At 51.4% G+C, this 24,765-nt stretch carries 21 protein-coding genes; 7 read left to right on the top strand and 14 right to left on the bottom strand.

Features of this window, described 5'->3' with window-relative positions; all coding sequences use genetic code 11:
• Positions 1-80: 80 nt before the first annotated feature.
• Genes SPM24T3_RS19685 through SPM24T3_RS19675 form a run of 3 tightly spaced genes read right to left on the bottom strand, consistent with a single transcriptional unit; the run spans position 81 to position 3,765 of the window.
• On the bottom strand, positions 81-1,496 hold the full coding sequence (locus SPM24T3_RS19685) for a cytochrome c (RefSeq protein ID WP_009638569.1): 1,416 nt from the start codon (positions 1,494-1,496) through the stop codon (positions 81-83).
• The gene (locus SPM24T3_RS19680; RefSeq protein WP_009638568.1) at positions 1,493-3,148 is read right to left on the bottom strand and encodes a GMC family oxidoreductase; all 1,656 of its coding nucleotides are present in this window, start codon (positions 3,146-3,148) and stop codon (positions 1,493-1,495) included. The genes SPM24T3_RS19685 and SPM24T3_RS19680 overlap by 4 nt, the downstream gene beginning before the upstream one ends.
• The gene (locus SPM24T3_RS19675) at positions 3,148-3,765 is read right to left on the bottom strand and encodes a sorbitol dehydrogenase family protein (protein WP_009638567.1); all 618 of its coding nucleotides are present in this window, start codon (positions 3,763-3,765) and stop codon (positions 3,148-3,150) included. The genes SPM24T3_RS19680 and SPM24T3_RS19675 overlap by 1 nt, the downstream gene beginning before the upstream one ends.
• Positions 3,766-4,459: 694 nt before the next feature.
• Between SPM24T3_RS19675 and SPM24T3_RS19670 the strand changes: the two genes are divergently transcribed.
• Positions 4,460-4,810 (top strand): YejG family protein, encoded by a 351-nt coding sequence (locus SPM24T3_RS19670; protein ID WP_009638566.1) that lies wholly within the window; start codon positions 4,460-4,462, stop codon positions 4,808-4,810.
• A 10-nt stretch (positions 4,811-4,820) separates the two neighbouring features.
• On the opposite strand, the gene yejF is transcribed toward SPM24T3_RS19670, so the two are convergent.
• The 7 genes from yejF to SPM24T3_RS19635 form a co-directional block, all read right to left on the bottom strand.
• Positions 4,821-6,434 carry a microcin C ABC transporter ATP-binding protein YejF gene (yejF, locus tag SPM24T3_RS19665; protein ID WP_009638565.1) on the bottom strand — a complete coding sequence of 538 codons (1,614 nt, stop codon included), beginning with the start codon at positions 6,432-6,434 and terminating at the stop codon, positions 4,821-4,823.
• Between the two features lie 12 nt (positions 6,435-6,446).
• On the bottom strand, positions 6,447-7,469 hold the full coding sequence (locus tag SPM24T3_RS19660) for an ABC transporter permease (RefSeq protein ID WP_009638564.1): 1,023 nt from the start codon (positions 7,467-7,469) through the stop codon (positions 6,447-6,449).
• Positions 7,466-8,563, bottom strand: coding sequence for a microcin C ABC transporter permease YejB (locus tag SPM24T3_RS19655; protein WP_009638563.1), 1,098 nt, complete (start codon positions 8,561-8,563; stop codon positions 7,466-7,468). The genes SPM24T3_RS19660 and SPM24T3_RS19655 overlap by 4 nt, the downstream gene beginning before the upstream one ends.
• A 10-nt stretch (positions 8,564-8,573) precedes the next feature.
• The gene (locus SPM24T3_RS19650; RefSeq protein WP_009638562.1) at positions 8,574-10,382 is read right to left on the bottom strand and encodes an extracellular solute-binding protein; all 1,809 of its coding nucleotides are present in this window, start codon (positions 10,380-10,382) and stop codon (positions 8,574-8,576) included.
• 236 nt (positions 10,383-10,618) lie between these two features.
• Positions 10,619-11,239, bottom strand: coding sequence for a bifunctional murein DD-endopeptidase/murein LD-carboxypeptidase (gene mepS, locus SPM24T3_RS19645; RefSeq protein WP_050956190.1), 621 nt, complete (start codon positions 11,237-11,239; stop codon positions 10,619-10,621).
• Positions 11,240-11,695: 456 nt separating this feature from the next.
• Positions 11,696-12,397 carry a phosphatase PAP2 family protein gene (locus SPM24T3_RS19640; protein WP_009638560.1) on the bottom strand — a complete coding sequence of 234 codons (702 nt, stop codon included), beginning with the start codon at positions 12,395-12,397 and terminating at the stop codon, positions 11,696-11,698.
• A 60-nt stretch (positions 12,398-12,457) separates the two neighbouring features.
• The gene (locus tag SPM24T3_RS19635; RefSeq protein ID WP_009638559.1) at positions 12,458-13,432 is read right to left on the bottom strand and encodes a GTP-binding protein; all 975 of its coding nucleotides are present in this window, start codon (positions 13,430-13,432) and stop codon (positions 12,458-12,460) included.
• A gap of 256 nt (positions 13,433-13,688) precedes the next feature.
• Between SPM24T3_RS19635 and SPM24T3_RS19630 the strand changes: the two genes are divergently transcribed.
• On the top strand, positions 13,689-14,420 hold the full coding sequence (locus SPM24T3_RS19630) for a GntR family transcriptional regulator (protein WP_009638558.1): 732 nt from the start codon (positions 13,689-13,691) through the stop codon (positions 14,418-14,420).
• A 16-nt stretch (positions 14,421-14,436) separates the two neighbouring features.
• On the opposite strand, the gene SPM24T3_RS19625 is transcribed toward SPM24T3_RS19630, so the two are convergent.
• Positions 14,437-15,906: a mannitol dehydrogenase family protein gene (locus SPM24T3_RS19625; RefSeq protein WP_009638557.1), complete on the bottom strand. Its 1,470-nt coding sequence runs from the start codon at positions 15,904-15,906 to the stop codon at positions 14,437-14,439.
• A gap of 265 nt (positions 15,907-16,171) precedes the next feature.
• Positions 16,172-16,741: an elongation factor P-like protein YeiP gene (yeiP, locus tag SPM24T3_RS19620; protein ID WP_009638556.1), complete on the bottom strand. Its 570-nt coding sequence runs from the start codon at positions 16,739-16,741 to the stop codon at positions 16,172-16,174.
• A 218-nt stretch (positions 16,742-16,959) separates the two neighbouring features.
• On the opposite strand from yeiP, the gene SPM24T3_RS19615 reads away from it, so the two are divergent.
• Positions 16,960-17,214: a YkgJ family cysteine cluster protein gene (locus SPM24T3_RS19615; RefSeq protein WP_009638555.1), complete on the top strand. Its 255-nt coding sequence runs from the start codon at positions 16,960-16,962 to the stop codon at positions 17,212-17,214.
• 28 nt (positions 17,215-17,242) lie between these two features.
• Here SPM24T3_RS19615 and SPM24T3_RS19610 read toward each other — a convergent pair whose 3' ends face one another.
• The gene (locus tag SPM24T3_RS19610) at positions 17,243-18,427 is read right to left on the bottom strand and encodes a sugar efflux transporter (protein ID WP_009638554.1); all 1,185 of its coding nucleotides are present in this window, start codon (positions 18,425-18,427) and stop codon (positions 17,243-17,245) included.
• A gap of 425 nt (positions 18,428-18,852) precedes the next feature.
• Between SPM24T3_RS19610 and fruB the strand changes: the two genes are divergently transcribed.
• The 4 genes from fruB to SPM24T3_RS19590 all read left to right on the top strand — a co-directional run bounded on the left by fruB (position 18,853) and on the right by SPM24T3_RS19590 (position 23,703).
• A complete protein-coding gene (fruB, locus tag SPM24T3_RS19605; RefSeq protein ID WP_009638553.1) occupies positions 18,853-19,983 on the top strand; it encodes a fused PTS fructose transporter subunit IIA/HPr protein in 1,131 nt (376 codons plus the stop codon).
• Complete coding sequence (fruK, locus tag SPM24T3_RS19600; protein ID WP_009638552.1) at positions 19,980-20,918, top strand: 1-phosphofructokinase; 939 nt, start codon at positions 19,980-19,982, stop codon at positions 20,916-20,918. Before fruB ends, fruK begins: the two co-directional genes overlap by 4 nt.
• Before the next feature lie 16 nt (positions 20,919-20,934).
• Positions 20,935-22,653 (top strand): PTS fructose transporter subunit IIBC, encoded by a 1,719-nt coding sequence (gene fruA, locus SPM24T3_RS19595; RefSeq protein WP_009638551.1) that lies wholly within the window; start codon positions 20,935-20,937, stop codon positions 22,651-22,653.
• 294 nt (positions 22,654-22,947) lie between these two features.
• Entirely contained in the window at positions 22,948-23,703 is a 756-nt protein-coding gene (locus SPM24T3_RS19590) for a YoaK family protein (protein WP_009638550.1), read from the top strand.
• A gap of 167 nt (positions 23,704-23,870) precedes the next feature.
• Here the strand turns inward: SPM24T3_RS19590 and nfo are convergent, their stop codons facing one another.
• A complete protein-coding gene (nfo, locus tag SPM24T3_RS19585) occupies positions 23,871-24,737 on the bottom strand; it encodes a deoxyribonuclease IV (protein WP_009638549.1) in 867 nt (288 codons plus the stop codon).
• Between the last annotated feature and the right edge of the window lie 28 nt (positions 24,738-24,765).

Raw genomic sequence — 24,765 nt, 5'->3', positions numbered from 1 at the left:
TGGCAAAGGCAAATAAAAAAAGGAGAGCGCCCCCCGGCACTCTCCTTTTACTTTGCTCGCCAAAAACTGTTAATACATTATTAACGTGAGCGAGTTTTGCGTCTTCTAAATAACCAGAAGATCAGCGCCAGTACAATAATCACGCCTACAATCATTGCCGGAGCCATATATGGCTGAAGCTTCGCGAGCAGGGTCACAGGGCCACCGCCGCGCAGCACCGCCACATCTTGCGGGGTAACCTGAATCGCCGGGTTACCATAGTTGGTCAGCACGTAGTTGGAGATGTCAGCAATCTGTGCGTCGGTCAACTGGCCGACATACGAACCTTCACCAAATTTCGGCATCAGCACATGCTGGTCACCGACCTGACGATCGACACCGTATAGAATAGCTGAAATCAGGTTTGACGCGTTGGTCATACCGGTCGCGGTGTTGTTATACAGTGACGGGTATGCCTGATTTTTGCTGCCGCCGCCGTCTGGCTGATGACAGCTGGCACAGTAGCCGCTGAACAACGCCGCGCCACCAATAATGGTGTGGTTGGAGTTGGACGGATGTATACCGCGCAGGCCATCTTCGACGTTAACGCCTTTCGGGCCAAAGCTGTCCGCCGCCTGTTTATCGCCCGGATTACGCACCGGAGTACTGGTTTTCAGGTAAACCGCGATGGCATTCAGGTCGGAGTCAGGCAGGTACTGCAAACTGTTCTGCACGGCTTCAGCCATCGGGCCTGCGGCCTGGTTTTTGCCTACGGTACGGCCAGTTTTCATGTACTCGACCAGCTGTGCCTGGGTCCAATTGCCAATGCCGCTAACTGGATCAGAGCTGATGTTTGGCGCATACCATGGGCCAACCATGCCACCGCCCAACGGTTTATCGGTGACTTCGCCCATCATCAGGTTACGCGGCGTATGGCAGGTATCGCAGTGGCCCGCGCCGTTAACCAGATAAGCCCCACGATTCCATTCTGCGCTTTTACTGGCGTCCGGTTTAAAGGCGGAGCTGTCCAGATACATCATGTTCCAGCCAGCCATTGCGATACGCATGTTGAACGGGAACGGCAGCGCGGTCGGTTTGGTTGGCTGTTCTACCGGTTTCACGCCGAGCTGGAAGTAGGCATACATCGCCTGAATATCTTCGTCGCTCATATGGCTGTAAGAGGTGTAAGGCATTGCCGGATAAAGGTTTTCACCGTCGGGGCGAACCCCTTCACGCACCGCTTTGCCGAACTGCTGCAAAGTGTAATTGCCGATACCAAACTGTTTGGACGGGGTGATGTTGGTGGTGTAAATGGTGCCCATCGGGGAATGAATTGCGTAGTCACCAGCAAAAGGCTTACCGCCTTCAGGATTGGTATGACACGCCTGACAGTCAGCCGCGGTGGCGACCAGTTTACCTTTGGCAATCAGGTCCAGCTGGCTGTCCTGTGCCGACGCCATGGCTGCGAAACCAGTCAGCGCCGCGCCGAGTAATCCTAAACTCAGAAGTTTTTTCATGCCTGACCTGCCAGAGATTTAGCCATATCATCAGCCGCTTTCAACGCCAGTGCAGCCATGGTCAATGTACTGTTTACCACGCTGGAAGACGGGATTGCACCGCCGCCCGGCAACCACAGATTGGCATGGTCATGGGTACGGCAATTGCCGTTAACCACCGAGTCTTTCGGATCGTTGCCCATGATAGTGCCGCCCATAATGTGGTTATTGGCGTTCAGGCTGGTAGTGATGTTGAAATCTTCAGCCATAAACAGTTTGCCGATTTCCTCCAACTGTTTGTGCGCAGCAACGGCACCATTGCGCACGTAATCACCTACGTCATAGTGAATATCCGGGCAAGGCAGGCCGTGCGGATCTTTACGGGTGGTGCTTAGTGTCAGGCGGTTATTGGGATCTGGCAGCGGCTCAAGACTGATTGACAAGTCCACGCCGTAAATTGAACGACGACGGATTTCCGCATCCAGCTCTTCGCCAACCAGTCCCATTTGCAGCGCCTTGTTAGTGGCTGGAATGACCTGGCTAATATTGTTGACGATCATCTTGTTGGCTGAATATTTGCTACGGAATTCGCCGTCACGAGGGCCGACCAGACAGCTACTTTGTGCGGGGCCGCGGCCAATCCACAGTGGTTCAGAGGCGATGAAAGTACAGTGGAAACCGGAGTGATCCATCATGTTGCGGCCAACGTGGTCTGAAGAGTTGGCGATGCCGTTCGGATTTTTTTCGTTGGCGGCAATCAGCAGCAGGCGCGGTGTCTCGATGCCATTACAGGCCAGAGCAAAGATTTTACCGGTAGCTTTGTGCGACTGTTTTTTATTGTCCAGCCAATGCACAGCGGTCACGTTGTTGTTTTCGTCAGTATCAATCTTATAAACCACTGATTCAGCGAGAACTACTGCACCTTTGTTCTCAGCGCGTTCAACATGACTGATGCCGTTGTACATCGCGCCGATTGGGCAAATAGGCTGGCAGTTGTTGTTGCCGCAGCAGGTTGGACGACCATTCCACGGGCGGGTACTGCGGCCCTGCGGGATAGGTACTGATTTGAAACCGTGCGGATTTACCACTTCGGCGAAACGGGTATCGCCGTAGGCGTAAGGCACTTGTTCCATTGGATATGGCTTGCTGCGCTCGGAGGGGGATTGCAGCTCTGGATCGCTTGGACCGGCCACGCCAATTTCTTCCTCGGCACGGCAATAGTAAGGTTCCAGCTCTTCATAGGAAATCGGCCAGTCGCGACCAATGCCGTACAGCGTTTTCATTTTGAAATCGTTTGGCAGGTGACGCCAGCATGAAGCGGCCCAGTGCCAGGTTGTCCCGCCTACGGTACGCAGATAACCCTGCTGAAAGCTGCTGGCGCTAGGTCCAGTCAGGTTCACGTAGTTGTTTTTTGGGAAATATAGCGGCGCAGGAGCCAGTTCAGACTGCGGATAAAGGCCCTGGAAGTCAGAACCCGCGCGGTTTGCAAACGGCATATTGCGCCAGTTTTCAACCGCCTGTGCGCGTTCAATACGCAAACCGGCCTCAAGCACCAATACGGAATGTCCCAGACTGACCATTTGGTCGGCAATCATACCGCCAACAATCCCTGATCCGACAATGATCACATCCGCAGACGCATCGCCGTCTGCGGTAAAAGTAGGTTTATTCATCATGCTTTACTCGCGTTAACTGAATCTGGCGTCGCCTTAAGGCGCTCTTCTTTCATATATTCCGGCATTGGTGCAGCGGGAGGTGCGGCGGTGAACCACAGCGGGCCGTTGCCGCAGTAAGTCGGAACGATCAGCCCATCACTAACCGGTCGATACATCAGCGCATCTTTATATGCGATCAGTATGGTATCGGTACCATTTTTCACTGTACCGGTATACCAGCCCGTGATGATGCTGGTTAGCAGGTCACCCAAACCGTTTTGTTTAGCCAAATCCTGAAACTGTTTGGCACGCATATTAGGCTGGAGCAGGGCGTACAGTTTCGCAACCTGAACAGAAAACTGTGGGTTACCGTGGTAAAAGGCGTTGAAAATCTGTGCCGACATTCCGGGGCTCAGATCTTGATGCTCGGTAATGGCCTGAGAAACAATAAAAAACTGGGTAAAAATGACCGGGGAGTTAGTTGCGGTAGCTGTTTCTGCCTGAGTTAGGAAGGGGAAGCCCAGCAAGGTAGCGGCTACCATGGCTGAACCAACGCCTTTTAACATATCGCGGCGACTGAAACCGGTACCATTTTCCTGAGTGCCTGCGTCAAAAAGTGAACGATTTTTGTCCATCTCAATTCTCTTTAGATCGGGTGAGTGAGCCATTAGTCGGCTTAGAATTATTATTATTTTTTTGTTTATGCAGAAGCTGAGGCCTCTTTACGGAGGTTCGGCGCCTCTTGGATAGGGTAATCCAGTAAAAACGGTGTGGATGATAATGCCAGTAATGCAAAAAAGCGCTAACAAATCGTGCTAAAAAAATAACATTCCGTTTTCATTTGAAATTGACTTAACAAAATTGCAACAGGCGCTAGTCGAAAAAATCCGAAATGTCCAAGTCGTTACGAACCCAATGGTTCATTATTTATTAACCAAATGTTTCATTATTAATTCATTGATTTAATGAATAAAATCCATCATGGACGCTGAGTTTTGTTTATTATTTGTGATATTTTAGCGTCAAAAAAGTAACGGTGATGAATGAAATTGGTTGAGAAATGATTCTGAACAGGTTACAAATGAGGCGAAGTGAGAGCCGGATCCCATTTTAAACGGAGAGTGTTCAATAAAACGTCACAACGGGCCATTTCTGTACTTAAATGGTTAATGAGATGTGAAAAATAGGTTTAAATTTAACTATTTTACAAGCGTAGAGGCTTGGTCTGCGTTATAACTTGGTTCATGCGTTGCGTATTTGTAAATTTATTGTTTAAAGATGAGTCTTTCGTTGGAAATACAATTTTAATAAATGCTTTTGGGGAGCACCGTGAACAATAATCACTTTTCGGTGGTACATCGATTACCACAAAGCTATCGCTGGCTGTCAGGCTTTGCGGGCATTAAAGTGGAAGTTATCCCACTGCCTGCCGATGAAGAAGACAGCAATCTGATCGGCCTAAAATTGTTAAGCCCTGAAGGGGAGAGCGCGCGTCAGGTGCTACAGGGGCTAAATCTTTCCCTGCGTGAAATTCAGGTTGAAAGCAATATCGTAGAATGTGAAGGCGAGCTTTGCCTATTTGTTAAGCGCGACGATGAAAGCGCCACGATGTGTCGTTTGAAAAATATCGGTACTGCCATTGCCGAATCCGTTTCTGTGTCTGCAATCTATCCTTTCTGACGACTATCAGCTAACGCTGCTGGCCGTCATTCGCCTCCGCCAGCGCCAACAGCTGCTGCGTGTACGGCTGCTCAGGCCGAGTAAACAGTTTTTCGCACTCCCCCTGCTCAATGACCTTCCCGCTCTGTAACACAATCACCTGATGGCACAAGCTTCTCACCACCTGTAAGTCATGGCTGATAAACAGATATGACAGGCCGTAGCGCTGCTGCAAATTATGTAATAGCTGCAAAATCTGCGCCTGTACGGACTTATCCAGCGAAGAGGTTGGCTCGTCGAGGATCACCAGCTCCGGCTGCAAAATCAGCGCTCTGGCGATGGCTATACGTTGACGTTGCCCTCCTGAGAACTCGGTGGGATAACGATGACGCGTTTGCGGATCAAGCCCTACCTCCTGCATGGCGGCAATCACCTGCTGTTCGCGCTCCTGCTCGCTTAGCCGTTTATGCACCTGTAAGCCCTCGGCGATAATCTGCATCACGTTGAGACGCGGATTTAGCGCCGAATACGGGTCCTGAAACACTACCTGAATGCGGCTGCGAAATGGCAGCATTGCTTTGCGATTTAACGACTGCAGCGGCTGGCCGTCGAATTCGATACCGCCCTGTGAGCGCAGCAACCGCAGCAGCGCCAGGCCGGTGGTGCTTTTGCCCGATCCAGACTCGCCCACCAAGCCAAGACTTTCACCGCGACGCAGAGTAAAGCTAAGGCCTTGCAGTGCCATCTTGGTGCTCACAGTGCGGCGCAGCAGACCACGGCGGACCGGGAAGCCAACGCCGAGATTTTCAACCTTTAGAAGAACCGGGCTTTCCGGCGGCACTGGACGCGGGCTACCTTTAGGTTCGGCCTGCAAAAGCTGTTGTGTGTAAGCATGTCGAGGCGCGGTAAACAGCGCCTCGCGCGCGTTATACTCCACGCAGCGCCCCTCTTTCATCACCGCCACGTTATCGGCAATAGAACGGACAATGCGCAGATTATGAGTAATAAACAGCATCGCCATCCCCAGCTCTTGTTTAAGCTCTTGCAGCAGGGAGAGGATTTGCGCCTGCACTGACACGTCCAGCGCGGTTGTGGGTTCATCGGCAATCAGCAGGCTGGGCTGGGTGAGAATAGCCATGGCAATCATCACTCGCTGGCGTTCGCCGCCGGAAAGCTGGTGCGGGAAGTCGCTCAGTCTGGAGGCTGCCTGAGCGATACCAACGCGGTCCAGGAATTGAATAATCTCTTTACGCGCGGCGTCACGTCGCATCCCTCGGTGCAGCGTCAAAACCTCTGCCAGCTGTTTCTCAATGGTGTGCAGCGGATTAAGCGAAACCATCGGCTCCTGAAAAATCATCGCGATCCGGTCACCGCGGATCTTGCGCAGCGCCGGTTCGCTGGCGTGAAGCAGGCTTTGCCCCTGATAAAGAATATCGCCCTGAGGATAAACCACTGACTGCGATCGCAGCAGCCGCAGAATCGACAGCGCGGTCACGCTTTTGCCCGAACCGGACTCGCCAACCAGCGCCAGCGTTTCCCCGGCCGAGAGGGTCAGCGACAGGTCATTGACCACGGTCGAAAGCTGCCCCTCGTGGCGAAAGGCAATATCGAGATTTTCTATGCTGAGCAGGGGCGTTTGAGACATGTTATGGCAATCCTAACGTGACTGACTGGGATCAAAAGCGTCGCGCACCGCTTCACCGATAAAGATTAGCAGCGACAGGAGGATAGCCAGAACCATAAAGGCGCTGATCCCCAGCCACGGTGCTTGCAGATTATTTTTGCCCTCCAGCAGCAGCGCGCCGAGCGAAGGCGAACCAATCGGTAAACCAAAGCCGAGAAAATCCAGCGATGCCAGCGTAGTGATAGAGCCACAAAGAATGAAAGGCATAAAGGTCAGGGTCGCGACCGTCGCGTTTGGCAGCATGTGACGCAGCATGATAGTGCTGTCGGCGACGCCCATGGCCTGCGCTGCGCGGATGTAATCGAAATTGCGAGTACGCAGAAATTCGGCGCGTACCACTCCAACCAGTATCATCCAGCCTGAAAGTACGGTAATCAGCAGCAGCCACCAGAAATTCGGCTGCACCACGCTCGACAACAGAATAATCAGGAAAAGCGTTGGCATGCCGGCCCAGACTTCAATCAATCGCTGCCCCCACAGATCAATCCGGCCGCCGTAATAGCCCTGAATTGCGCCTGCAACCATGCCAATTACCGAAGAGAACAGAGTCAGCATTACGCCGAAGAACAGCGAAATACGCAGGCCATAGAGTATTTCCGCCAGCACGTCATGCCCGTTGCTGTCAGTGCCTAACAGATTGTGTCGCGACGGCGGCGAAGGAAAGGGCTGAAGAGTTGAAAAGTTGATTGAATTGTAGCTTTGCCGCAGCGGTGCCCAAATAACCCAGCCGTGGCTTTCCAGCTGTTTCACCACGAAAGGGTCTTGATAGTCAGCCGCGGTTTGCAGCTCGCCGCCAAAGGTCGACTCGGTATAGTTAAACATAAATGGCAGATAGAGATGGCCCTGATAGCGCACCAGCAGCGGCTTTTCATTGGCTATCACGTTGGATAACAGCGCCAGCACCATAACAACGGCGAAGATCCACAGCGACCAGAATCCACGTCGATTTTGTCGAAAACGCATCCAGAGGGCACGGTTGGCAGGATTGAGCTTCACTGTTCGCGGCCCTCGAAATCAATGCGCGGGTCAACCAGCGTGTAAGTTATATCGCTGATGATATTCAGTAGCAGGCCAATCAGGGTGAAAATATACAGCGTGCCGAACATCACCGGGAAATCGCGCTGTAGCGTGGCGTTGTAACCCAGCAGCCCGAGTCCGTGTAGCGAGAACATGACCTCTATCAGCAGCGAACCGGTAAAAAACATGCTGATAAAAGTAGCCGGAAAACCGGCGATCACCAGCAGCATGGCGTTCCTGAAAACGTGGCGATAGAGGATTTTCTTCTCGTCGAGCCCTTTGGCGCGGGCGGTAACCACGTACTGCTTCTGCACTTCGTCAAGAAACGAATTTTTGGTCAGCATGGTCAGGGTAGCAAAACCGCCGATCACCGTCGCAAGCACCGGCAGCGTGATGTGCCATAGATAATCGGTAATTTTACCGTACCACGGTAGCGAGTCGAAATTAGCCGAGGTCAGGCCGCGCAGCGGGAACCAGTCGAGATAGTTGCCGCCGGTAAAGAACACAATCAGCAAAATGGCGAATAAAAACGACGGTACGGCATAACCGATGATGATCACCGAGCTGCTCCAGGTATCGAACGCGCTGCCGTTTTTTACCGCCTTGCGGATGCCCAGCGGAATCGACACCAGATAAATAATCAGCGTACTCCACAACCCCAGACTAATAGAGACCGGCAGGCTGGACTTCACCAGCTGCATCACTGTTGCGCCCTGAAACAGGCTGTCGCCGAAATCAAAACGCGCATACTGCCACAGCATGTCGAAATAGCGCTGATGCAGCGGTTTATCAAAACCAAAGCGTTTAGTGATTTCGGCGATAACCTCTGGGTCAAGCCCGCGCGAACCACGATAGTTGCTGTCACCAACCTGGCCGACACCGGCAACCGCATGGCCATTTCCGCTGCCCGCATTGCCGCCTGGTAAACCATTGCCCTGGCCCATCTCAATCGCCGCAATCGCCTGGTCTACCGGGCCGCCCGGAGCAATCTGCACAATAAAAAAGTTGATAGTAATGATTGCCAGCAGCGTGGGGATCACCAGCAGAAGTCGACGAAGCAGATAGGCGGTCAATGTCGTCTCCTTATTTTCTGGCGGCGGACAGCCGCGCGGCTTTATTCATATCGAACCACCAAGTATCGAGGTCCAATGAATAAGGTGGGCGAATCGCCGGCATCGAGAATTTATCCCAGTAGGCGTAGCGGTCGCGATTGGAATACCACATCGGGATCATATACATGTGCCAGGTCAATACGCGGTCAATGGCATGACCCAAAGACAGCAGTGCATCCGGCTGGCCCTGATGGGCAACGATCTCGTTGGTCAGGGTATCAATAGCCGGGTCGGAAACACCTGGCGCGTTGTAGGTCGAGTTGATGTATTTGGAATTCCACATGATTTGCAAATCGGTGCCGGGGTAGGGCATGGCGCGGTACAGCGTCGGGATCATGTCATAGTCGCGCGAGCGCAAGCGGCTGACAAACTGAGAGTTATCAACCTGACGAATGCTCATGGTGATGCCTAAACGCTGCAAGTTATGCTGGAACGGCAGCACGTACTGCGAGTTGCTGCTGCTGGGCAATAGCAGCTCAAAGTTAAACGGCTTGCCGGTTTTATCATTCACCAGCTGCTGATTTTTCACCGTCCAACCGGCCTCTTTCAGCAGCGCGGTAGCTTTTAACAGGTTTGCACGATCGTTACCGCTGCTGTCCGAATGCGGTGGCTGGTAAAGCTGACTGAAAACTTCGTCAGGGATTTTACCTTTAAGCGGTGCTAGCCAGGCCAGCTCTGCGGCGTCGGGATAATTGCCGGCGGCATATTCGGTATTCTGGAAATAGCTATTCGTGCGTTGATAAGCGCCGTAATACAGTGCTTTGTTCATCCAGTCGAAATCAAATGCCAGCGTCAGGGCTTCACGTACTTTGCGATCGGCAAACATAGGCCGTTGAATATTAAACGCCAGCCAGCGAGCATCCTGCGCAGCCTTGTTTTCATCGTCCTGCTTGATTATCAGCCCACGACTAAAGTTGCTGCCCTGATACTGGGTGGCCCAATTTTTGGGTGAAGCCTCGCTGCGGAAATCGAACGCGCCAGATTTAAACGCCTCGAGGGCAACGTTATCATCAAGATAATAGTCATAGCGGATGGTATCAAAATTATAGCGTCCACGGTTCACTGGCAGATTGGCGGCCCAATAGTTGCTAACGCGGGAATAGGTAACATATTGACCCAGCTTATAGTCGCTGATGCGATAAGGCCCGCTGCCGAGCGGCGGTGTCGAAAGCGGCTCGTTAAGTTTACGATGCTGCCAAAACTTTTCCGGCAAAACCGGCAGGCCGAGAAGTCCCAGCATCTGCTCTTTGTTGGGCGAAGGGAATTCAAAACGTGCCGTGAGTCGCGAGATGGCTTTCACTACCACGCCTTTGTAAACCACGCGAAACTGCGGCACGCCCTCGGTCATAAACTTCTTGAAGGTAAAGGCCACGTCATTGGCGGTTATCGGGCTACCATCCTGGAAAACGGCGTGGGGATTAATTTCCACTTCAACCCACTTGAAATCGCTGTCATAGCGCGCCGAATCGGCAATCAGCGGATAATAACTGCCAATCTCGTCGGCGGAAGGGGTGAACAGACTGTCGTACAAGGTATCGCTGCGGATAGCGGCATTACCTCGCGAAGCGAAACGGTTGAAGTTATCGAAGGTGCCAAGGGCTGAAAAAGTGATGCTGCCGCCTTTGGGCGCGGCGGGGTTCACGTAGTCAAAATTGGTAAAGTTATAAATGTATTTGGGATCGCCAAGAATCGCGAAGGCATAGCCGTCTTCTATCGTGTCGGCATGGGCGAAAAATCCAATAAGCGACAATAACAGAGCTGTGAGTGCGCGAGGAAACATCCTGAAAGTTAACTCCTGTCTGGGCGTCGCTGACGGGTAATGAGTCAATAATAGATTGAAAATGTTTAAATAACCATTTTGGCAGTTCTAGCACAGTGGCTGAATGAGTCTATAGCAAAACAGAGGGGAGAGGCTTGATTTACAGAGGGGAAAGCATCAATAAAAAAAGACCCTTCGAAAAGAGTCTTTTTTTATTCGCTTGGCCTGGACAACAAGAGGGACTTCTGTTTTAGCCGCTATTGCAGCATGGCAGTCGTCAAGTTCCCGTTACCCGCATTCTGCGTTGCACCTGGCAATACACGTCTTGCTTCGCGATAACGTTTGGTCCAGTAAGCTTCACTCAGGCTTGAAATCATTACGCCATTGCTTGTTGAAGCATGAACGAACTGATCGTTGCCGAGATAAATACCTACGTGACGGCCCGTAGAGCCTGCACCGAATAACACTAAGTCGCCAGGACGCAGCTTGTTACGCTGAATTTTCTTACCGATATCTTCCTGTTCATAGGTAGAACGCGGTAGGTCCATGCCGAATTGTTCGCGGAATGTTGTCTGTACGAAGGCTGAGCAATCAATACCACGCTTGCTGTCGCCGCCTAACCGATAACGAACGCCTTTCCAGTCTGCATATTGATCCATGATTTTGGATTTAATATCGACGTTACGAACCATTGCTTCGAATTCATCCTGAGAGGATTGAAGTAAAAGACCATCTTTGTCTTTAACTGCATGCATCTCAGTTTGTGCGCTTTCTGTGTTCGAAGAATGAGTAGTACTACACGCGGAGAGAAGAATTGCCGCGCCAATTGCGGGGATTAACCGCAGCACATATCTCAGAAACGGTTGAGACTTGACCATGTATGTTGTTTTCCCTTGCTGTCCTTAACGAAGCCGAAAGTTCGTTATCAAATTGCCAAAAACCAAGCGAGATTACCTGTCGCGATCAGCTGGGGCAAAGGCTTAGCCAGGAAATTGTGTGGTACAACACACTTTTAATTGGAATCAAGCCAGTAATGCCACATTTCTGTGCAACGAGGTCGAGATTACCGTAATGATTTAGGGAAAGCGAGATGTTTTAACGCTTTTTTAATAAGAAATACTGATGTAAGGCAATGTAACTATTAATGTAAAATCAGCTGATTGAGATTTGCGCTGGTTTGGCTTAAAAGCGCAGCAGAGTGCGGTCTGCGAGCAATTTTCTGTTTTCGCCTATTTACATTGGCAACAAATAAAATGGCCCGAAAACATGACAATATGTCTCGAGCCATAATTAAAAACTATGTTTAAGAAAATAAGGTTTTTCCTAAAAAGGAATTAATTTGCCTTTTTCTTTGGCAATTTTTTATCTAACCAATTCACTAATAAATCGCTGGCCGGGGTCATTAACCACCAGCTTCCACCGACTAATACCACCGACAGCGAACCGACCATAATATCGGTAAACCAGTGCGCACCGATCATCAAACGCGGCATTGAAAATACCACCGTTATCAGCAGGGCAATGGCGAAGGCGCGAGCGCCCAGATAGCGAAGCATAAATACGGTGAATACCATCAGCATCATGCCGTGATCGCCCGGGAAACTGTCGCCGGAAGAATCTTTAGTCGGAATGCCGGTCAGTTCACTCACGCGGTTAACGTGGGGGAAACTCAAAGAAGGGCTTTTATGCACCACGGGTAGCTGGTGGCCAAGCTGATTCAACACCACGGCGGTCAGCAGCATCACAATGCCGACAATAATCATCTTGCGGCGGCCAGCACTGTCTCTTTTCACATAATAGGAAAGATAAAGCAGGCCCATTGCCAAGAGTGAGCATACGTCAAAGGCGCGGTTGTTGGTGACGGCGACCAGATGCAGGAAGGTTTCATTGGTCGCAAGACGCGTATTAAAGAAGAAGAATACCGACTTGTCGATAGGCGACCAAAATCCGTGGTTGGCAGGCAAGTAGTAAGATAGGAAAAGGGCGATCCCCAGCACATTAAGCACAAGGATCGCAGGAAGATTGCGGCGAAACATAGATTTAAACCCGTATTTATTGGAGTGCAGTTTTTTTTACTGCCAAATACGGTAAGCCTGCTAACTTAAACGGATCTTCAACAAAAGGGACTGTAGAGTATTCCAGTCGCACTTGTTGCGTGATATTAGCTCGATTCTGCTATCTACAGGCGCGGCTCCTAACGTCTCAATGTGCAGATCATTTCCCTGACGATTGACCCGCAGCGTACCTTCCTTAATACGTACCACGGCTTTCACGCGATCTACCGGTGCTTGTCTGGCCCAATCAAGAATTCCCGCAGTGTCGAAGACTGTCTCGGTATCGAAAATCCAGCCACAGCTTGAATATTCACCGGCTTCGTTAAGCGCCCGTCGCCAGCGCTGCAGGCCCTGCAGGCTCAATGCTGCCAAACCTTGTTTCGAGGCGTGGGCGTGGTGATGTTTGCCGTCGGGTAATTCGCGCTGGTTTAAACGCAGTTCATCGAGCAGGCTGGCATCAATTTGCCCCTGCGATACCCGTTCAATCCGCAAGGCCGGGTTTTGAGTGGCGATCCACTCGGCCAGCTTCTGGTTATCATTTTCAGTGTAGGTATCGACTTTGTTGGCGATAACGATATCCGCCGCGGCGAGCTGATCGCGAAAATTTTCATTATTGAAGGTGCGCTCATCACTGAGCAGGCGGGCATCCAGCAGGCAGAGACTGGCATTCAATGTCAGCCAGGAGTGGTAAACCTCGGAGGTCAGCAGTGACAGGATCTGTTTAGGATGGCCCAGTCCGGTGGGTTCGATCAGTAGGCGATCCGGTTTGGCTTTTTGCAGCAACATATTCAGACCAACCTGCATCGGCAGTCCGTTGACACAGCACATGCAGCCACCGGGGATCTCTTTTAGCACCGCGCCGCTGTCTGCCAGCAGAGCGCCATCAATGCCGATTTCGCCAAATTCGTTGACCAGCACCGCCCATTTTTCGTTTTCCGGCTTTTGGGCCAGCAGGTGGCGGATAGTGGTAGTTTTGCCACTGCCAAGGAATCCGGTGATAAGGTTGGTTTGCGTCATGTCATTGTCCTTGTGACCCCTCACTCTCGGCCTGATGCCAGGCAAACAGCAAAGTTGTTAATCAAAATATCCGCAATAAGATGCCCCTCTATGAACAGAAAATCTAGCCCATTGAGACTTTTACGCCTCAGGAAAGCTCTTTTATGCCGACGAATCAATGTTCAAATTGTGCAGCCGCCGACATTTAACCTCTCTGCAACGCTAACTGGCTGCATGGTATACTGTTTTCATTATTTGCAGGCGAAGGAGGGTAAACATGCGGCTTTATCAGGAAATCGGCAATCAATTGCGCCAGGCGATTGTTTCCGGCCAGCATCAGCCCGGCGATCGCCTGCCTCCAGAACGTGATATCGCAGAACGTTTTTCCGTTAGCCGCAGCGTAGTGCGAGAAGCACTGATCATGCTAGAGCTGGAGAAAGTGGTCGAGGTGCGTAAAGGTTCTGGTGTTTATGTTTTGGAACAAAATAGTGCCATCGTGACCCCCTTCGGCGACAGTGGTTACGGTCCTTTTGAGCTGCTTCAGGCACGACAGTTGCTAGAAAGTGAGGTTGCCGCCTTTGCCGCCGTCCAGGCCACTAAAGCCGATATCCTGAAGATGCGCGATGCTATCGAGCTGGAAAAGAGTTTTGTCGCGCAGGGTATTATCGATGAAAGTGCCGATGAGCTGTTCCACACTTTATTGGCGCAGGCGTCGCAAAATAGTGTACTGGCGAATATGGTTTATGAACTTTGGCAGGTACGAAAAAATAGCCGGATGTGGCAGGGTTTGCATCAGCACATTGGCGGTGAGAATTACAGCCAGCTGTGGCTCAATGATCATCAGCAAATCTTGCAGGCAGTGCTGCGCCGCGAGCCGAAGGCCGCCAAGCAGGCCACGTGGCAACATCTCGAAAATGTAAAAAGCAAACTGCTGGAAATATCAGATGCCGAAGACCCCGCGTTCGATGGTTATTTGTTTAGATCAATACCCGCCAGCCTAAATGACTAGCGGGGCAGTAAGTGTTTTATCTCAACAGTTTAGCTACGGTAGCCTTCGCGCCATGCTGTTGCAGATTGAGGTAGGCGCTGACAATCGCCGCTACGGCGTCTTTATTATTGGGTAATTGTTCGCCAAACACCGACGTGAGTCCCAGCAGCGCATGAACTCGGGCCTCGCCGTCCTCGCTGGATGCTACGATTTCACTCAGTTTTGCCGCCATTGGGTCTTTGATTTCAATCGCTTGACCTGCATCGTCTACGCCGCCGACATAACGCATCCAGCCCGCGACACCCAGGGCCAGACAGGCATACTCGCCGCCGTTGGCTAGATTCCAGCGCAACGAATCGAGCATGCGCTGCGGTAACTTTTGCGTGCCGTCCATCGCTATCTGCCAGGTACGGTGTTTCAGCGCAGGATTACTGTAACGCTCAATCAGGCTGTCAGCGTAAGCAGTCAGATTGATTGCCTTGACGTTTAAGGTTGGAGCCTGTTCATTCAACATTAATTGGCGGGCCGCACGGCGATAATTTTCATCCTCCATACAGCTATTAATGTATTGATAACCCGCCAGATAGCCGAGATAGGCCAGGAAAGAGTGACTGCCGTTGAGCATGCGCAGTTTCATTTGCTCAAACGGCAGAACGTCATCGACCAGCTGCGCGCCTGCAATTTCCCAGGCCGGGCGACCTGCCACAAAGTTATCTTCGATCACCCATTGAATAAACGGCTCGGCGGCAATCCCGCAGGGATCGCTAATGCCGCCCAGCGACTCGGTGATCTCGGCTTCAAACTCTTCCGTCAAGGCAGGGACAATGCGATCAACCATGGTGCTGGGGAAAGTCACCGCTTCATGGATCCAGCTGGCTAACGCCGGATCTTTTGCCTGCGCCAGCCCGAGAATGGCGTTTTTTACTACGTGACCGTTTTCAGGAATATTGTCACAGGAAAGGATGCTAAAACCCGGCAGACCGCGCTGGTGACGCAGGCGCAGTGCTTCGACCAGCAGACCCGGCGCAGTCGCAGGGAGCTGTCCACCGAGCAGATCTTTGATGATATCTGGATGATTAACATCAAGTTTTCCGCTAACCGGCTCAATGCAGTAGCCTTTTTCAGTGATGGTCAGAGTGACAATCGCAACCTGCGGCTCGGCCAGCTTTTCCACAATGGCCCCGATTCCTTCAATGCGCCCATGCATAGACTCATTCACTGCACCGATAATAATCGGCTGATTTCCCTCCGCGCCTTTCTCAAGTACCGAGAACAAATGATCCTGCTCACGCAGCGCTTTAATTAAATTATCTCTACCAAACAGTGAAATCTCGCAGATTCCCCAGTCGCCGCCCTGTTGATTCAACACTCTGTCGGTCATTAGCGCCTGATGGGCACGATGGAAGGCTCCAAAACCGATATGCACGATGCGGGTTTTCAGCGCTTTACGGTCGTATTTAGGATGTTGGACATTAGCGGGCAGCGGGCTAGTGGAAATCTTGTTCATTTTGACTCCGTCACATTCGGGCTTAGGTTAAATTGGTCAGGCCAAAATAGCCAAGGCAAAGGATTAAGGTCGATTTTTCGTCTTAATCAGCCGTTTAATCAAGCATTCAGTGTAAAGTGATATAACAGCAATGAGAATTGGTAAGTCCAAATATTAAGGCGCATTTGTGAGACAGATCATAACTATGCTGCAAACAAGCTGACTGATTAATTGCAGGCAAAAAAAAGAGCGCCGCAGCGCTCTGAAAAACATAAGGGTTAAACGCTTATGCGCGGCCCATATAGCGATGTTCTGCGATATGAATCTGAATTTTGTCGCCGCTGCTCAAGTATTCTGGAACCTGAATCACCAGGCCGGTGCTCAACGTTGCGGGCTTGTTACGAGCGCTGGCAGACGCGCCTTTGATGCCAGGCGCGGTTTCGATGATTTCCAGATCAACAGTTTGTGGCATTTCCAGCGCCAGCAACTGAGTCTCCAGCAACAGAACCTGCATCCCGGCCAGACCGCCTTCAGGGATAAACAGCAGCTCTTCTTCGATCTGCGATTTATTGAAGGTATAAGGCGTGAAGTCTTCGTCATCCATAAAGATGTACTCGTCGCCGTCAACGTAGGAGAAGTTCACTTTACGGCGGGTCAAAGTCACGGTATCAATGATGTCGTCACCCTTGAAACGCTCTTCAACTTTCATGCCGGTACGCACGTCGGAGAACCGCATTTTGTACAGCGTACTTGCGCCACGCGCGCTAGGACTCTGAACGTCGATATCTTTAACCAGCAGCAATTTACCGTCGTAATTTACAACGAAACCGCGTTTAATTTCATTAGCACGTGCCATAAAAATAACCTGTTTGCAAAAAGTTTGGATAATGGGCGACACGTTACTCGCGCGCGTGATTTCAGGCAAGTAGCTAGCTCAAAAAGAGTGACGAAATGGCCGTTGTAGCGGGATTTTGGCGATTTGTCTGGTGAGATTTTCACCGTGCTGCTATTGTCTGCGGCTAATGGGTCTGGTGCCCATCCGCCCTTCAATCGCAGCCCAGAGGAGAGCTACCGATGGACTGTCGTACAGACTGTGGTGCTTGCTGTATCGCGCCTTCGATTTCGAGCCCGATCCCGGGTATGCCTAACGGTAAACCTGCCAATACCCGCTGCGTTCAACTGGCAGACAACTTTATGTGCAAGATTTTTACCTCGCCGCTGCGGCCAAAAGTCTGTGCCAGCCTGCAGGCCAGCCGCGAGATGTGTTTTACCCATCGCGATCAGGCATTGACCTATTTAATTACCCTTGAAGCCGATACCGCGCCCTGATTTTCCGCGCGGCGCCATAAGCTCAGTTTTAAGCTTCTTTTATCCGCCAGATACAGCCTACCGAAATCACCACCATCGCCAGCGCCGCGTAAAATACCGCGTAATAGCTGGCGAACTGCGCCACTAATCCCGCTATTGAACCCGCCAGAATCCAGCCCGCTCGCGTTGAATTGGTAAACAACGTAGTCGCCGCACCGGCCTGACCCGGCATCAAGTCCTGAAAATACAGCATGCCAATCCCGGCGAGAATGCCAATAAACAATGCATTCAGCACCTGAATGGCAATGAGCTCTGCGGTGCCAGTGAAGAACAGTAGACTTGAATAGAAAAACACGCCGCTAATGACCGCAAAACGCATGAGAAAACGCTTGCCCAGCTGTTTGGCAAGATATCCGGCTATCAGCATCGTCGGGATTTCCAGGCATGCGGCGCTGCCCATTAGCATTCCTGCCAGCTTCGACGGTAAATGCAGCTCTTTAACGACATAAAGCGGCATGTTAATCAGATAGATACTGTTTGCGGCCCACATCAGCGAGCAGGCGATAAAGAGCATTAACGTGTCGCGACGATTAACGCGCGGTGCTTGCAGAGGAACAGTGCCCGTCAACACCGCTTTAGGCATTGAAGGCAGGAAGCCGCGCACCATCAGTCCGCACAACAAAAAGGCCGCTGCCGCCGCGCAATACATAAAGGTGAAACCAAAGCCCAGCGCCAGCGCGAAAGCCAGCGGCGGGCCGACGACCCATGCCAGTGAGACCTGCGCTCGCAAAATTGAGCTGAACATCACCGCCTCGCGGCCGGTTTTGTCGGCATGTTCACGCGCCAGAGCAAACATTTGCGGGTTAGCGGTCGAGCCGAAGCTGGAAAGCAGCACGCCGACCAACAGCAGGATGAAATAGCTGCGGTTAAAGGCGAAAAGCACACACGCCAGCGCTCCAAGAATGCAGCAAAAAAGAATCAGCGTTTTGCGGTCGCCTTTTTTATCTGACCAACTCCCCAAAAACTGGCTGACCAGAATCCCCATCACCGCGCTGCCGGTAAAAAAGAGTCCGACCATAAAGGGCGAGACTTTGACTTCGGAAGTCAAAAAAAGGCTCAGCGTCGGGGTCTGCAGCGCACCGGCGATACCGGTCAAAAAAGCAATGATCAGGAACGCGCTTGACGTCATGTCAGGCAAACGCAGGCGGCGCGCTGTGGTGGTAAAAACGGTCATTTTTTAGGTGTATACCCGAATAATATTGTAGCGGAGAGGAAATTCGCGCGAATAATACGCTTGTTTTAAATAACAAACACGGGTTTTGATCGTAATTAAGCAGGGCGTTTTTCACTTTCAGCACGAGATGTTCAAAACGCGATATGGCGAAATTTACGTCAGCCAACTTCAGCCACGGTAACAAACACTGTCAGCTATACTTCAGCTTTTTTCGGCTTGATTGAAAGTCTCGAAACTAAAAAGGAAAAATGTGCGTAGCATCATAAAAATGCAACGCCAAAACACGCAACGCTTGCAAAATAAGCGGCGCAGAATGAGACTCAGTGAAACGTTTCAGCGTTGTTCGATTATTCTTAATAATCCTGCGGCGCTCCTTTTTTCTCAGTAAAGCTGAAACGATTCAAGTTCGGCAGGAGAGGAGAACTATGTTCGAGTTGTCACAGCAAGACATCCACCTGGGCGCAGCCGCAGGCGATAAGCAGGACGCAATCCGTCAAGTCGCCGCCGCGTTGACCGCAGCGGGTCGCGTCAGCGAAGGTTATGTAGAAGGAATGCTGGCCCGAGAGCTGCAAACCTCAACCTATTTGGGTAATGGCATTGCCATCCCGCACGGCACAACCGACACGCGTGATCTGGTGCTGAATACCGGTGTTCAGGTGTTCCAGTTTCCACAGGGGATCGAATGGGGTGAAGGGCAAAAAGCCTTCGTGGTGATTGGTATCGCCGCCCGCTCCGATGAACACCTTACCTTGCTTCGCCAACTCACCCACGTTCTCAGCGATGACAGCGTGGCGGAACAGCTGGCTAAAACGGATTCAACTGAAGAGTTGCGCAGCCTGTTAATGGGCGAAAAAACCGCCGCTGAATTTCGTTTCGACACTCAGCTGATTTCCGTCGACGTTGCCGCCGATACTCTGATCACTCTGCAAGCCCTGAACGCCGGGCGTTTACAGCAGATTGGCGCGGTTGATACTGCGTTCGTCAGCGAAGTAATCAGCAGTAAACCACTAAGTCTGGGTCAGGGTGTGTGGCTGAGCGATGCGGTTAACGGCAACCTGAGCAGTGCTGCAACTGTTAGCCGTCCTCAGACTGCTTTCGAACATGAGGGTGAGAAAGTCGCGTTGTTGCTTACTATTGCTGTCGCCGACGACAAACCTGTCGAGCTGTTGGGTTACCTTGGCTCTCTACTGAGAGCGGGCAAGGCTGAACGTTTGCTGACGGCCGATGCGGTAGGTGTGCTGGCGCTGCTGACCAGCGAAGTCGAAGAGCAAAGCGAAGTGCTGACCGCCGAATATGTGATCCGCAATGAGCACGGCCTGCACGCTCGTCCGGGCACCGCGCTGGTTAACTGCATCAAGAAATTCAACAGCGAAATTACAGTGACCAATCTGGACGGCAGCGGTAAACCAGCCAACGGTCGCAGCCTGATGAAAGTCGTGGCACTGGGTGTGAAAAAAGGTCATCACCTGCGCTTCACTGCCAGCGGTGAAGATGCCGAAGTTGCACTGAAATCTATCGGTGAAGCTATTGCCGAAGGTCTGGGAGAGGGCGCATGAGTCGTCGAGTAGCCACTATTACTTTAAATCCTGCTTACGATTTAGTGGGATATTGCCCTGAAATTGAACGCGGTGAAGTCAATCTGGTTCAGACCGCCGGTCTGCACGCCGCCGGTAAAGGCATTAACGTTGCCAAGGTGCTTAAAGACCTGGGTATAGATGTCACCGTGGGCGGATTTCTGGGTAAAGAGAATCAGGATGGCTTTCAGCACCTGTTCAGCAGTCTGGGCATCGCCAACCGTTTTCAGGTGGTCGAAGGCCGTACCCGTATCAACGTTAAGCTGACTGAAAAAGACGGTGAGGTCAGTGATTTTAACTTCTCCGGCTTCGAAGTGACCCCGCAGGACTGGGAACGTTTTGTTAATGATTCCCTGAGCTGGCTTGGGCAGTTCGACATGGTTGCAGTTTGCGGTAGCTTGCCGGCGGGCGTTGATCCTCAGGCATTTACCGACTGGATGACCCGCCTGCGCAGTCAGTGTCCGTGCATTATTTTCGACAGCAGCCGCGAAGCGCTGGTAGCAGGACTTAAAGCTGCACCTTGGCTGGTCAAGCCTAATCGCCGTGAGCTGGAAATCTGGGCTGGACGCAAGTTTAACGATTTAAGCGACGTCGTCGAGGCCGCCCACGCCTTACGCGATCAGGGCATTGCACACGTTGTGATTTCTCTGGGCGCTGAAGGCGCGCTGTGGGTAAACGCTTCTGGCGCGTGGATTGCCAAGCCACCGGCCTGTGAAGTGGTCAGTACCGTAGGCGCCGGTGACTCGATGGTCGGCGGGCTGATTTACGGTTTGCTGATGCGTGAATCAAGCGAGCACACGCTGCGTCTGGCTACTGCCGTCGCCGCGCTTGCCGTGAGCCAAAGCAATGTTGGTGTCAAAGATCGCCCGCAGTTGGCGGCGATGATGGCACGTGTTGATCTGAAACCCTTTAATTGACAGCAGGAGAGCAAGTATGAAGACGCTGCTGATAGTAGATAAATCGATTGGACAGGCGAGCGCGCAGATTGCAAGAGATATGCTTGCGGCTGCCGCGGTAAAAGCAGGGCATCAGGTCGTGACCCGCGCTGCCGAGGCTGAAATTGTGTTGGCCGTTGGCGATACAGTGCCAGCTGACGCCGAGCTGAACGGCAAAAACGTTTATTTAGGGTCTCTGGCTGACGCAGTTCGTGCGCCGGACGCCTTTGTGCAGCAGGCGGCAATCGACGCCAAGCCTTATCAGGCACCGGCGCAGACTGTGAAAACTACCGCCTCGGCTGCCGCCCCCGTAGCCGCAGGCCCGAAACGCATCGTAGCAATCACCGCCTGCCCAACCGGCGTGGCCCATACCTTTATGGCGGCTGAAGCCATTGAAACCGAAGCCAAAAAGCGTGGCTGGTGGGTCAAGGTTGAAACCCGTGGCTCAGTGGGTGCCGGTAACGCCATCACTGCTGAAGAAGTCGCTGCTGCCGATTTAGTCATCGTGGCCGCCGACATCGAGGTGGATCTCGAGAAGTTTGCGGGCAAGCAGATGTACCGCACTTCCACCGGTCTGGCACTGAAAAAGACTAAACAAGAGTTGGATAAAGCGCTGGTTGAAGCCGAACTGTTCGAGCCTAAAAAGCAGGGGCAGGCGTCTTCCGGCAAGAAAAAAGAGACGGGCAGCGGTCCTTATCGTCACCTGCTGACAGGCGTGTCGTACATGCTGCCAATGGTTGTCGCCGGCGGTTTGTGTATCGCGCTGTCGTTTATCTTCGGTATCAAGGCCTTTGAAGTGAAAGGCACGCTGGCAGCGGCATTGATGCAGATTGGCGGGGCTTCAGCCTTTGCTTTGATGGTTCCGGTGTTGGCAGGTTTTATCGCCTTCTCAATTGCCGACCGTCCGGGTCTGACCCCAGGTCTGATCGGCGGTATGCTGGCTGTCAGTACCGGTGCCGGTTTCATCGGCGGTATTATTGCCGGTTTCCTGGCGGGTTATGTGGCTAAATTTATCAGCAACAAGCTGCGCCTGCCGCAGAGTATGGAAGCTCTTAAGCCGATACTGATTATTCCGCTGATTGCCAGTCTGATAACCGGCTTGGTGATGATTTATGTGGTCGGTACGCCGGTCGCTAAAATCATGCTGGGCCTGACTGCCTGGTTGCAGTCACTGGGTACAGCCAACGCGGTGCTGCTGGGCGCAATCGTCGGCGCGATGATGTGTACTGATATGGGTGGTCCGGTTAACAAGGCGGCCTACGCGTTTGGTGTCGCATTACTGAGTTCTTCCGTGTATGCCCCAATGGCGGCAATCATGGCGGCGGGAATGGTTCCTCCGCTGGCAATGGGCCTCGCTACGCTGCTGGCGCGTCACAAGTTTGAACAAGGTGAACGAGAAGGTGGAAAAGCGGCGCTGGTGCTGGGCCTGTGCTTTATCTCCGAGGGAGCAATACCTTTCGCGGCGCGTGATCCAATGCGTGTGATCCCTTGCTGTATCGCAGGCGGAGCCTTGACCGGCGCACTTTCCATGGCTTTTGGCGCAAAATTGATGGCACCACACGGCGGTCTGTTTGTATTGCTGATCCCAGGCGCAATTACTCCGGTGCTGCTGTATCTGGTAGCGATTATTGCGGGTACGGTTCTGACTGGCGTGTCTTACGCGATTCTGAAACGTTCTGACGCAGCCGTTGCCGCCAAAGTGGTAGCTAACAGCTAATTAATTTGAAGTTTTTGCAAATATAAAGCGCTGCCTGATCGCAGCGCTTTTTTATTTAATGAATCAAACAGTCTGCCACTGAGACAAGAATTTATTATTATAAATAGCAATTGGGACTTTATTTTTAATTACTAAACTAAATTAATTGGACTCTAATTAATTTACCGCCTCTTAATTACTCATGCTGAATACCTTTAATAAATGCCCAAACATTTACAATACTTTAAGTAAATAAGCTAATTGTTATGTTTAGTCATATATACTTATTAAACAGAAGTTAAATGAGGGGCGATCATGTTGAAAATGTTGATAAAAAGAAAGGGGCGTAGAACGCACACCGAAGACCGCCACCTTGCATTAGTGCTGGCTACCAGCGCAGGCATCCTTAATGCTATGGCGCTTGGAGCTTTTGGCTTCTTTCCGTCGCACATGTCAGGAAATACCTCACAATTATCCTCAGAAATGACTAATACTGACTTAAGTGACGTTTTATTACTGTCGGCAATAATTGGCGCGTTTGTTATTGGATCAACCACTTCGCGGCTGATAGCCATTAGTGGAATTAAAAATAATATTCGCACCATATTTAGTCTGATTTTACTGATGGAAGGAATACTGTTAATTCTCACTTCGCTGTTCGAAATATTATTCTTCTCATTGAAAAATAATCATGAAATCATCGTGTTTCTAAGCTTCCTGATGGGGATACATAACTCGACCTCGACCCAGCTTTCCAACGGGCGAGTTCGCTCGACCCACATTACGGGCACGTTGACCGATGCCGGAATATCTTTAGGTTCGGTGATGGCAACGCTGATGAGACGCGATCCATCAAAACAGATCAAAGCTCAGCGCAGCCAGTTTATTACTCACTCGGTGACAATCATGTCCTTCTTAATCGGCGGGATCACAGGACTTCTGCTCTATAAGCAATTTGGTTTGAACTCGATGACCGCGGTGGGGATTTTCATTGCAGCAGTTGCCCTTGGCTCGATCACTACGACTATTTGGCGGGCTAAAAGAAGGGGGCTGAGACCTGGTTTGATATAATAGAGGTAAAAGGGTAAAGCAAGATTTGCGGGGTTGGCGGAGAAACGTTTAATTATGCCGCTGCCTGCCAGCTAAATTTCTGAATTTAAACAAAAACGTCTGAGCCGAAGCATCAGACGTTTTTTACTTCATTCGTTTTTTACTTCATTCGCTACAGCGAGAACTTATCAGGCTGCGGCTTCATCCTGATCGGCTTTTTGTTGGGATTTCAGCCAGGCGATCTCATCGATCCAGATATCTGGATTCGTAGTTTCAAGGATCATCGGGATGTTGTCGAAACGTGGGTCGCGCATAATATAGCTGAATGCAGCTTTACCGATGTTACCTTCACCCAGGCTGTTGTGGCGGTCAACGCGGCTGTTGAATTCACTTTTCGCATCATTGAGATGCATACCGCGCAGGTACTGGAACCCCACTACGTCAGATAAGTGTTTAAAAGTCTCTTCACAGGCGGCTTCGGTGCGCAAATCATAACCTGCTGCGAAAGCGTGACAGGTATCAATGCAGACACCGACGCGGCTTTTATCTTCTACGCCGTCAATAATTGCCGCCAAATGTTCGAAACGAAAGCCCAGATTGCTGCCCTGACCCGCAGTATTTTCAATCACGGCAGTTACGCCCTTGGTTTTATCCAAAGCAATATTGATTGACTCGGCAATCTTCGCCAGACATTTATCTTCATCGATTTGCATCAGGTGGCTGCCAGGATGGAAATTCAGCAGCGAGAGTCCAAGCTGTTCACAGCGCTGAAGTTCGTCGATAAACGCCTCGCGGGATTTCTCCAGCGCCTCTTCGACCGGGTGACCGAGGTTAATCAGGTAGCTGTCGTGGGGCAGAATTTGGTTACTGCTGTAACCGTATTTTTCACATGCCGTTTTAAAGCGTTCAATAACATCTTCTGCCAGAGGAGCTGCGCGCCATTGCCGTTGGTTCTTGGTGAATAGCGCAAATGCAGTCGCTTCCAGTTCATGTGCGCGCAAAACTGCCTGATCGACCCCGCCTGCTGCACTAACGTGTGCCCCTACAAATTTCATATTAACCCCTGCTGATGACATTCTGTTT

Source organism: Serratia sp. M24T3 (assembly GCF_000257645.1).
Lineage (GTDB): Bacteria > Pseudomonadota > Gammaproteobacteria > Enterobacterales > Enterobacteriaceae > Rouxiella.
The sequence above is the reverse complement of the archived record's forward strand: the minus strand, read 5'-3'. Positions and strand labels throughout refer to the sequence as shown.

Coding starts and splice junctions, on each gene's coding strand:
- SPM24T3_RS19685 (WP_009638569.1), bottom strand. CDS start 1,496: ATGAAAAAACTTCTGAGTTTAGGATTACTCGGCGCGGCGCTGACTGGT.
- SPM24T3_RS19680 (WP_009638568.1), bottom strand. CDS start 3,148: ATGAATAAACCTACTTTTACCGCAGACGGCGATGCGTCTGCGGATGTG.
- SPM24T3_RS19675 (WP_009638567.1), bottom strand. CDS start 3,765: ATGGACAAAAATCGTTCACTTTTTGACGCAGGCACTCAGGAAAATGGT.
- yejF (WP_009638565.1), bottom strand. CDS start 6,434: ATGTCTCAAACGCCCCTGCTCAGCATAGAAAATCTCGATATTGCCTTT.
- SPM24T3_RS19650 (WP_009638562.1), bottom strand. CDS start 10,382: ATGTTTCCTCGCGCACTCACAGCTCTGTTATTGTCGCTTATTGGATTT.
- mepS (WP_050956190.1), bottom strand. CDS start 11,239: ATGGTCAAGTCTCAACCGTTTCTGAGATATGTGCTGCGGTTAATCCCC.
- SPM24T3_RS19640 (WP_009638560.1), bottom strand. CDS start 12,397: ATGTTTCGCCGCAATCTTCCTGCGATCCTTGTGCTTAATGTGCTGGGG.
- SPM24T3_RS19635 (WP_009638559.1), bottom strand. CDS start 13,432: ATGACGCAAACCAACCTTATCACCGGATTCCTTGGCAGTGGCAAAACT.
- SPM24T3_RS19630 (WP_009638558.1), top strand. CDS start 13,689: ATGCGGCTTTATCAGGAAATCGGCAATCAATTGCGCCAGGCGATTGTT.
- SPM24T3_RS19625 (WP_009638557.1), bottom strand. CDS start 15,906: ATGAACAAGATTTCCACTAGCCCGCTGCCCGCTAATGTCCAACATCCT.
- yeiP (WP_009638556.1), bottom strand. CDS start 16,741: ATGGCACGTGCTAATGAAATTAAACGCGGTTTCGTTGTAAATTACGAC.
- SPM24T3_RS19615 (WP_009638555.1), top strand. CDS start 16,960: ATGGACTGTCGTACAGACTGTGGTGCTTGCTGTATCGCGCCTTCGATT.
- SPM24T3_RS19610 (WP_009638554.1), bottom strand. CDS start 18,427: ATGACCGTTTTTACCACCACAGCGCGCCGCCTGCGTTTGCCTGACATG.
- fruB (WP_009638553.1), top strand. CDS start 18,853: ATGTTCGAGTTGTCACAGCAAGACATCCACCTGGGCGCAGCCGCAGGC.
- fruK (WP_009638552.1), top strand. CDS start 19,980: ATGAGTCGTCGAGTAGCCACTATTACTTTAAATCCTGCTTACGATTTA.
- fruA (WP_009638551.1), top strand. CDS start 20,935: ATGAAGACGCTGCTGATAGTAGATAAATCGATTGGACAGGCGAGCGCG.
- SPM24T3_RS19590 (WP_009638550.1), top strand. CDS start 22,948: ATGTTGAAAATGTTGATAAAAAGAAAGGGGCGTAGAACGCACACCGAA.
- nfo (WP_009638549.1), bottom strand. CDS start 24,737: ATGAAATTTGTAGGGGCACACGTTAGTGCAGCAGGCGGGGTCGATCAG.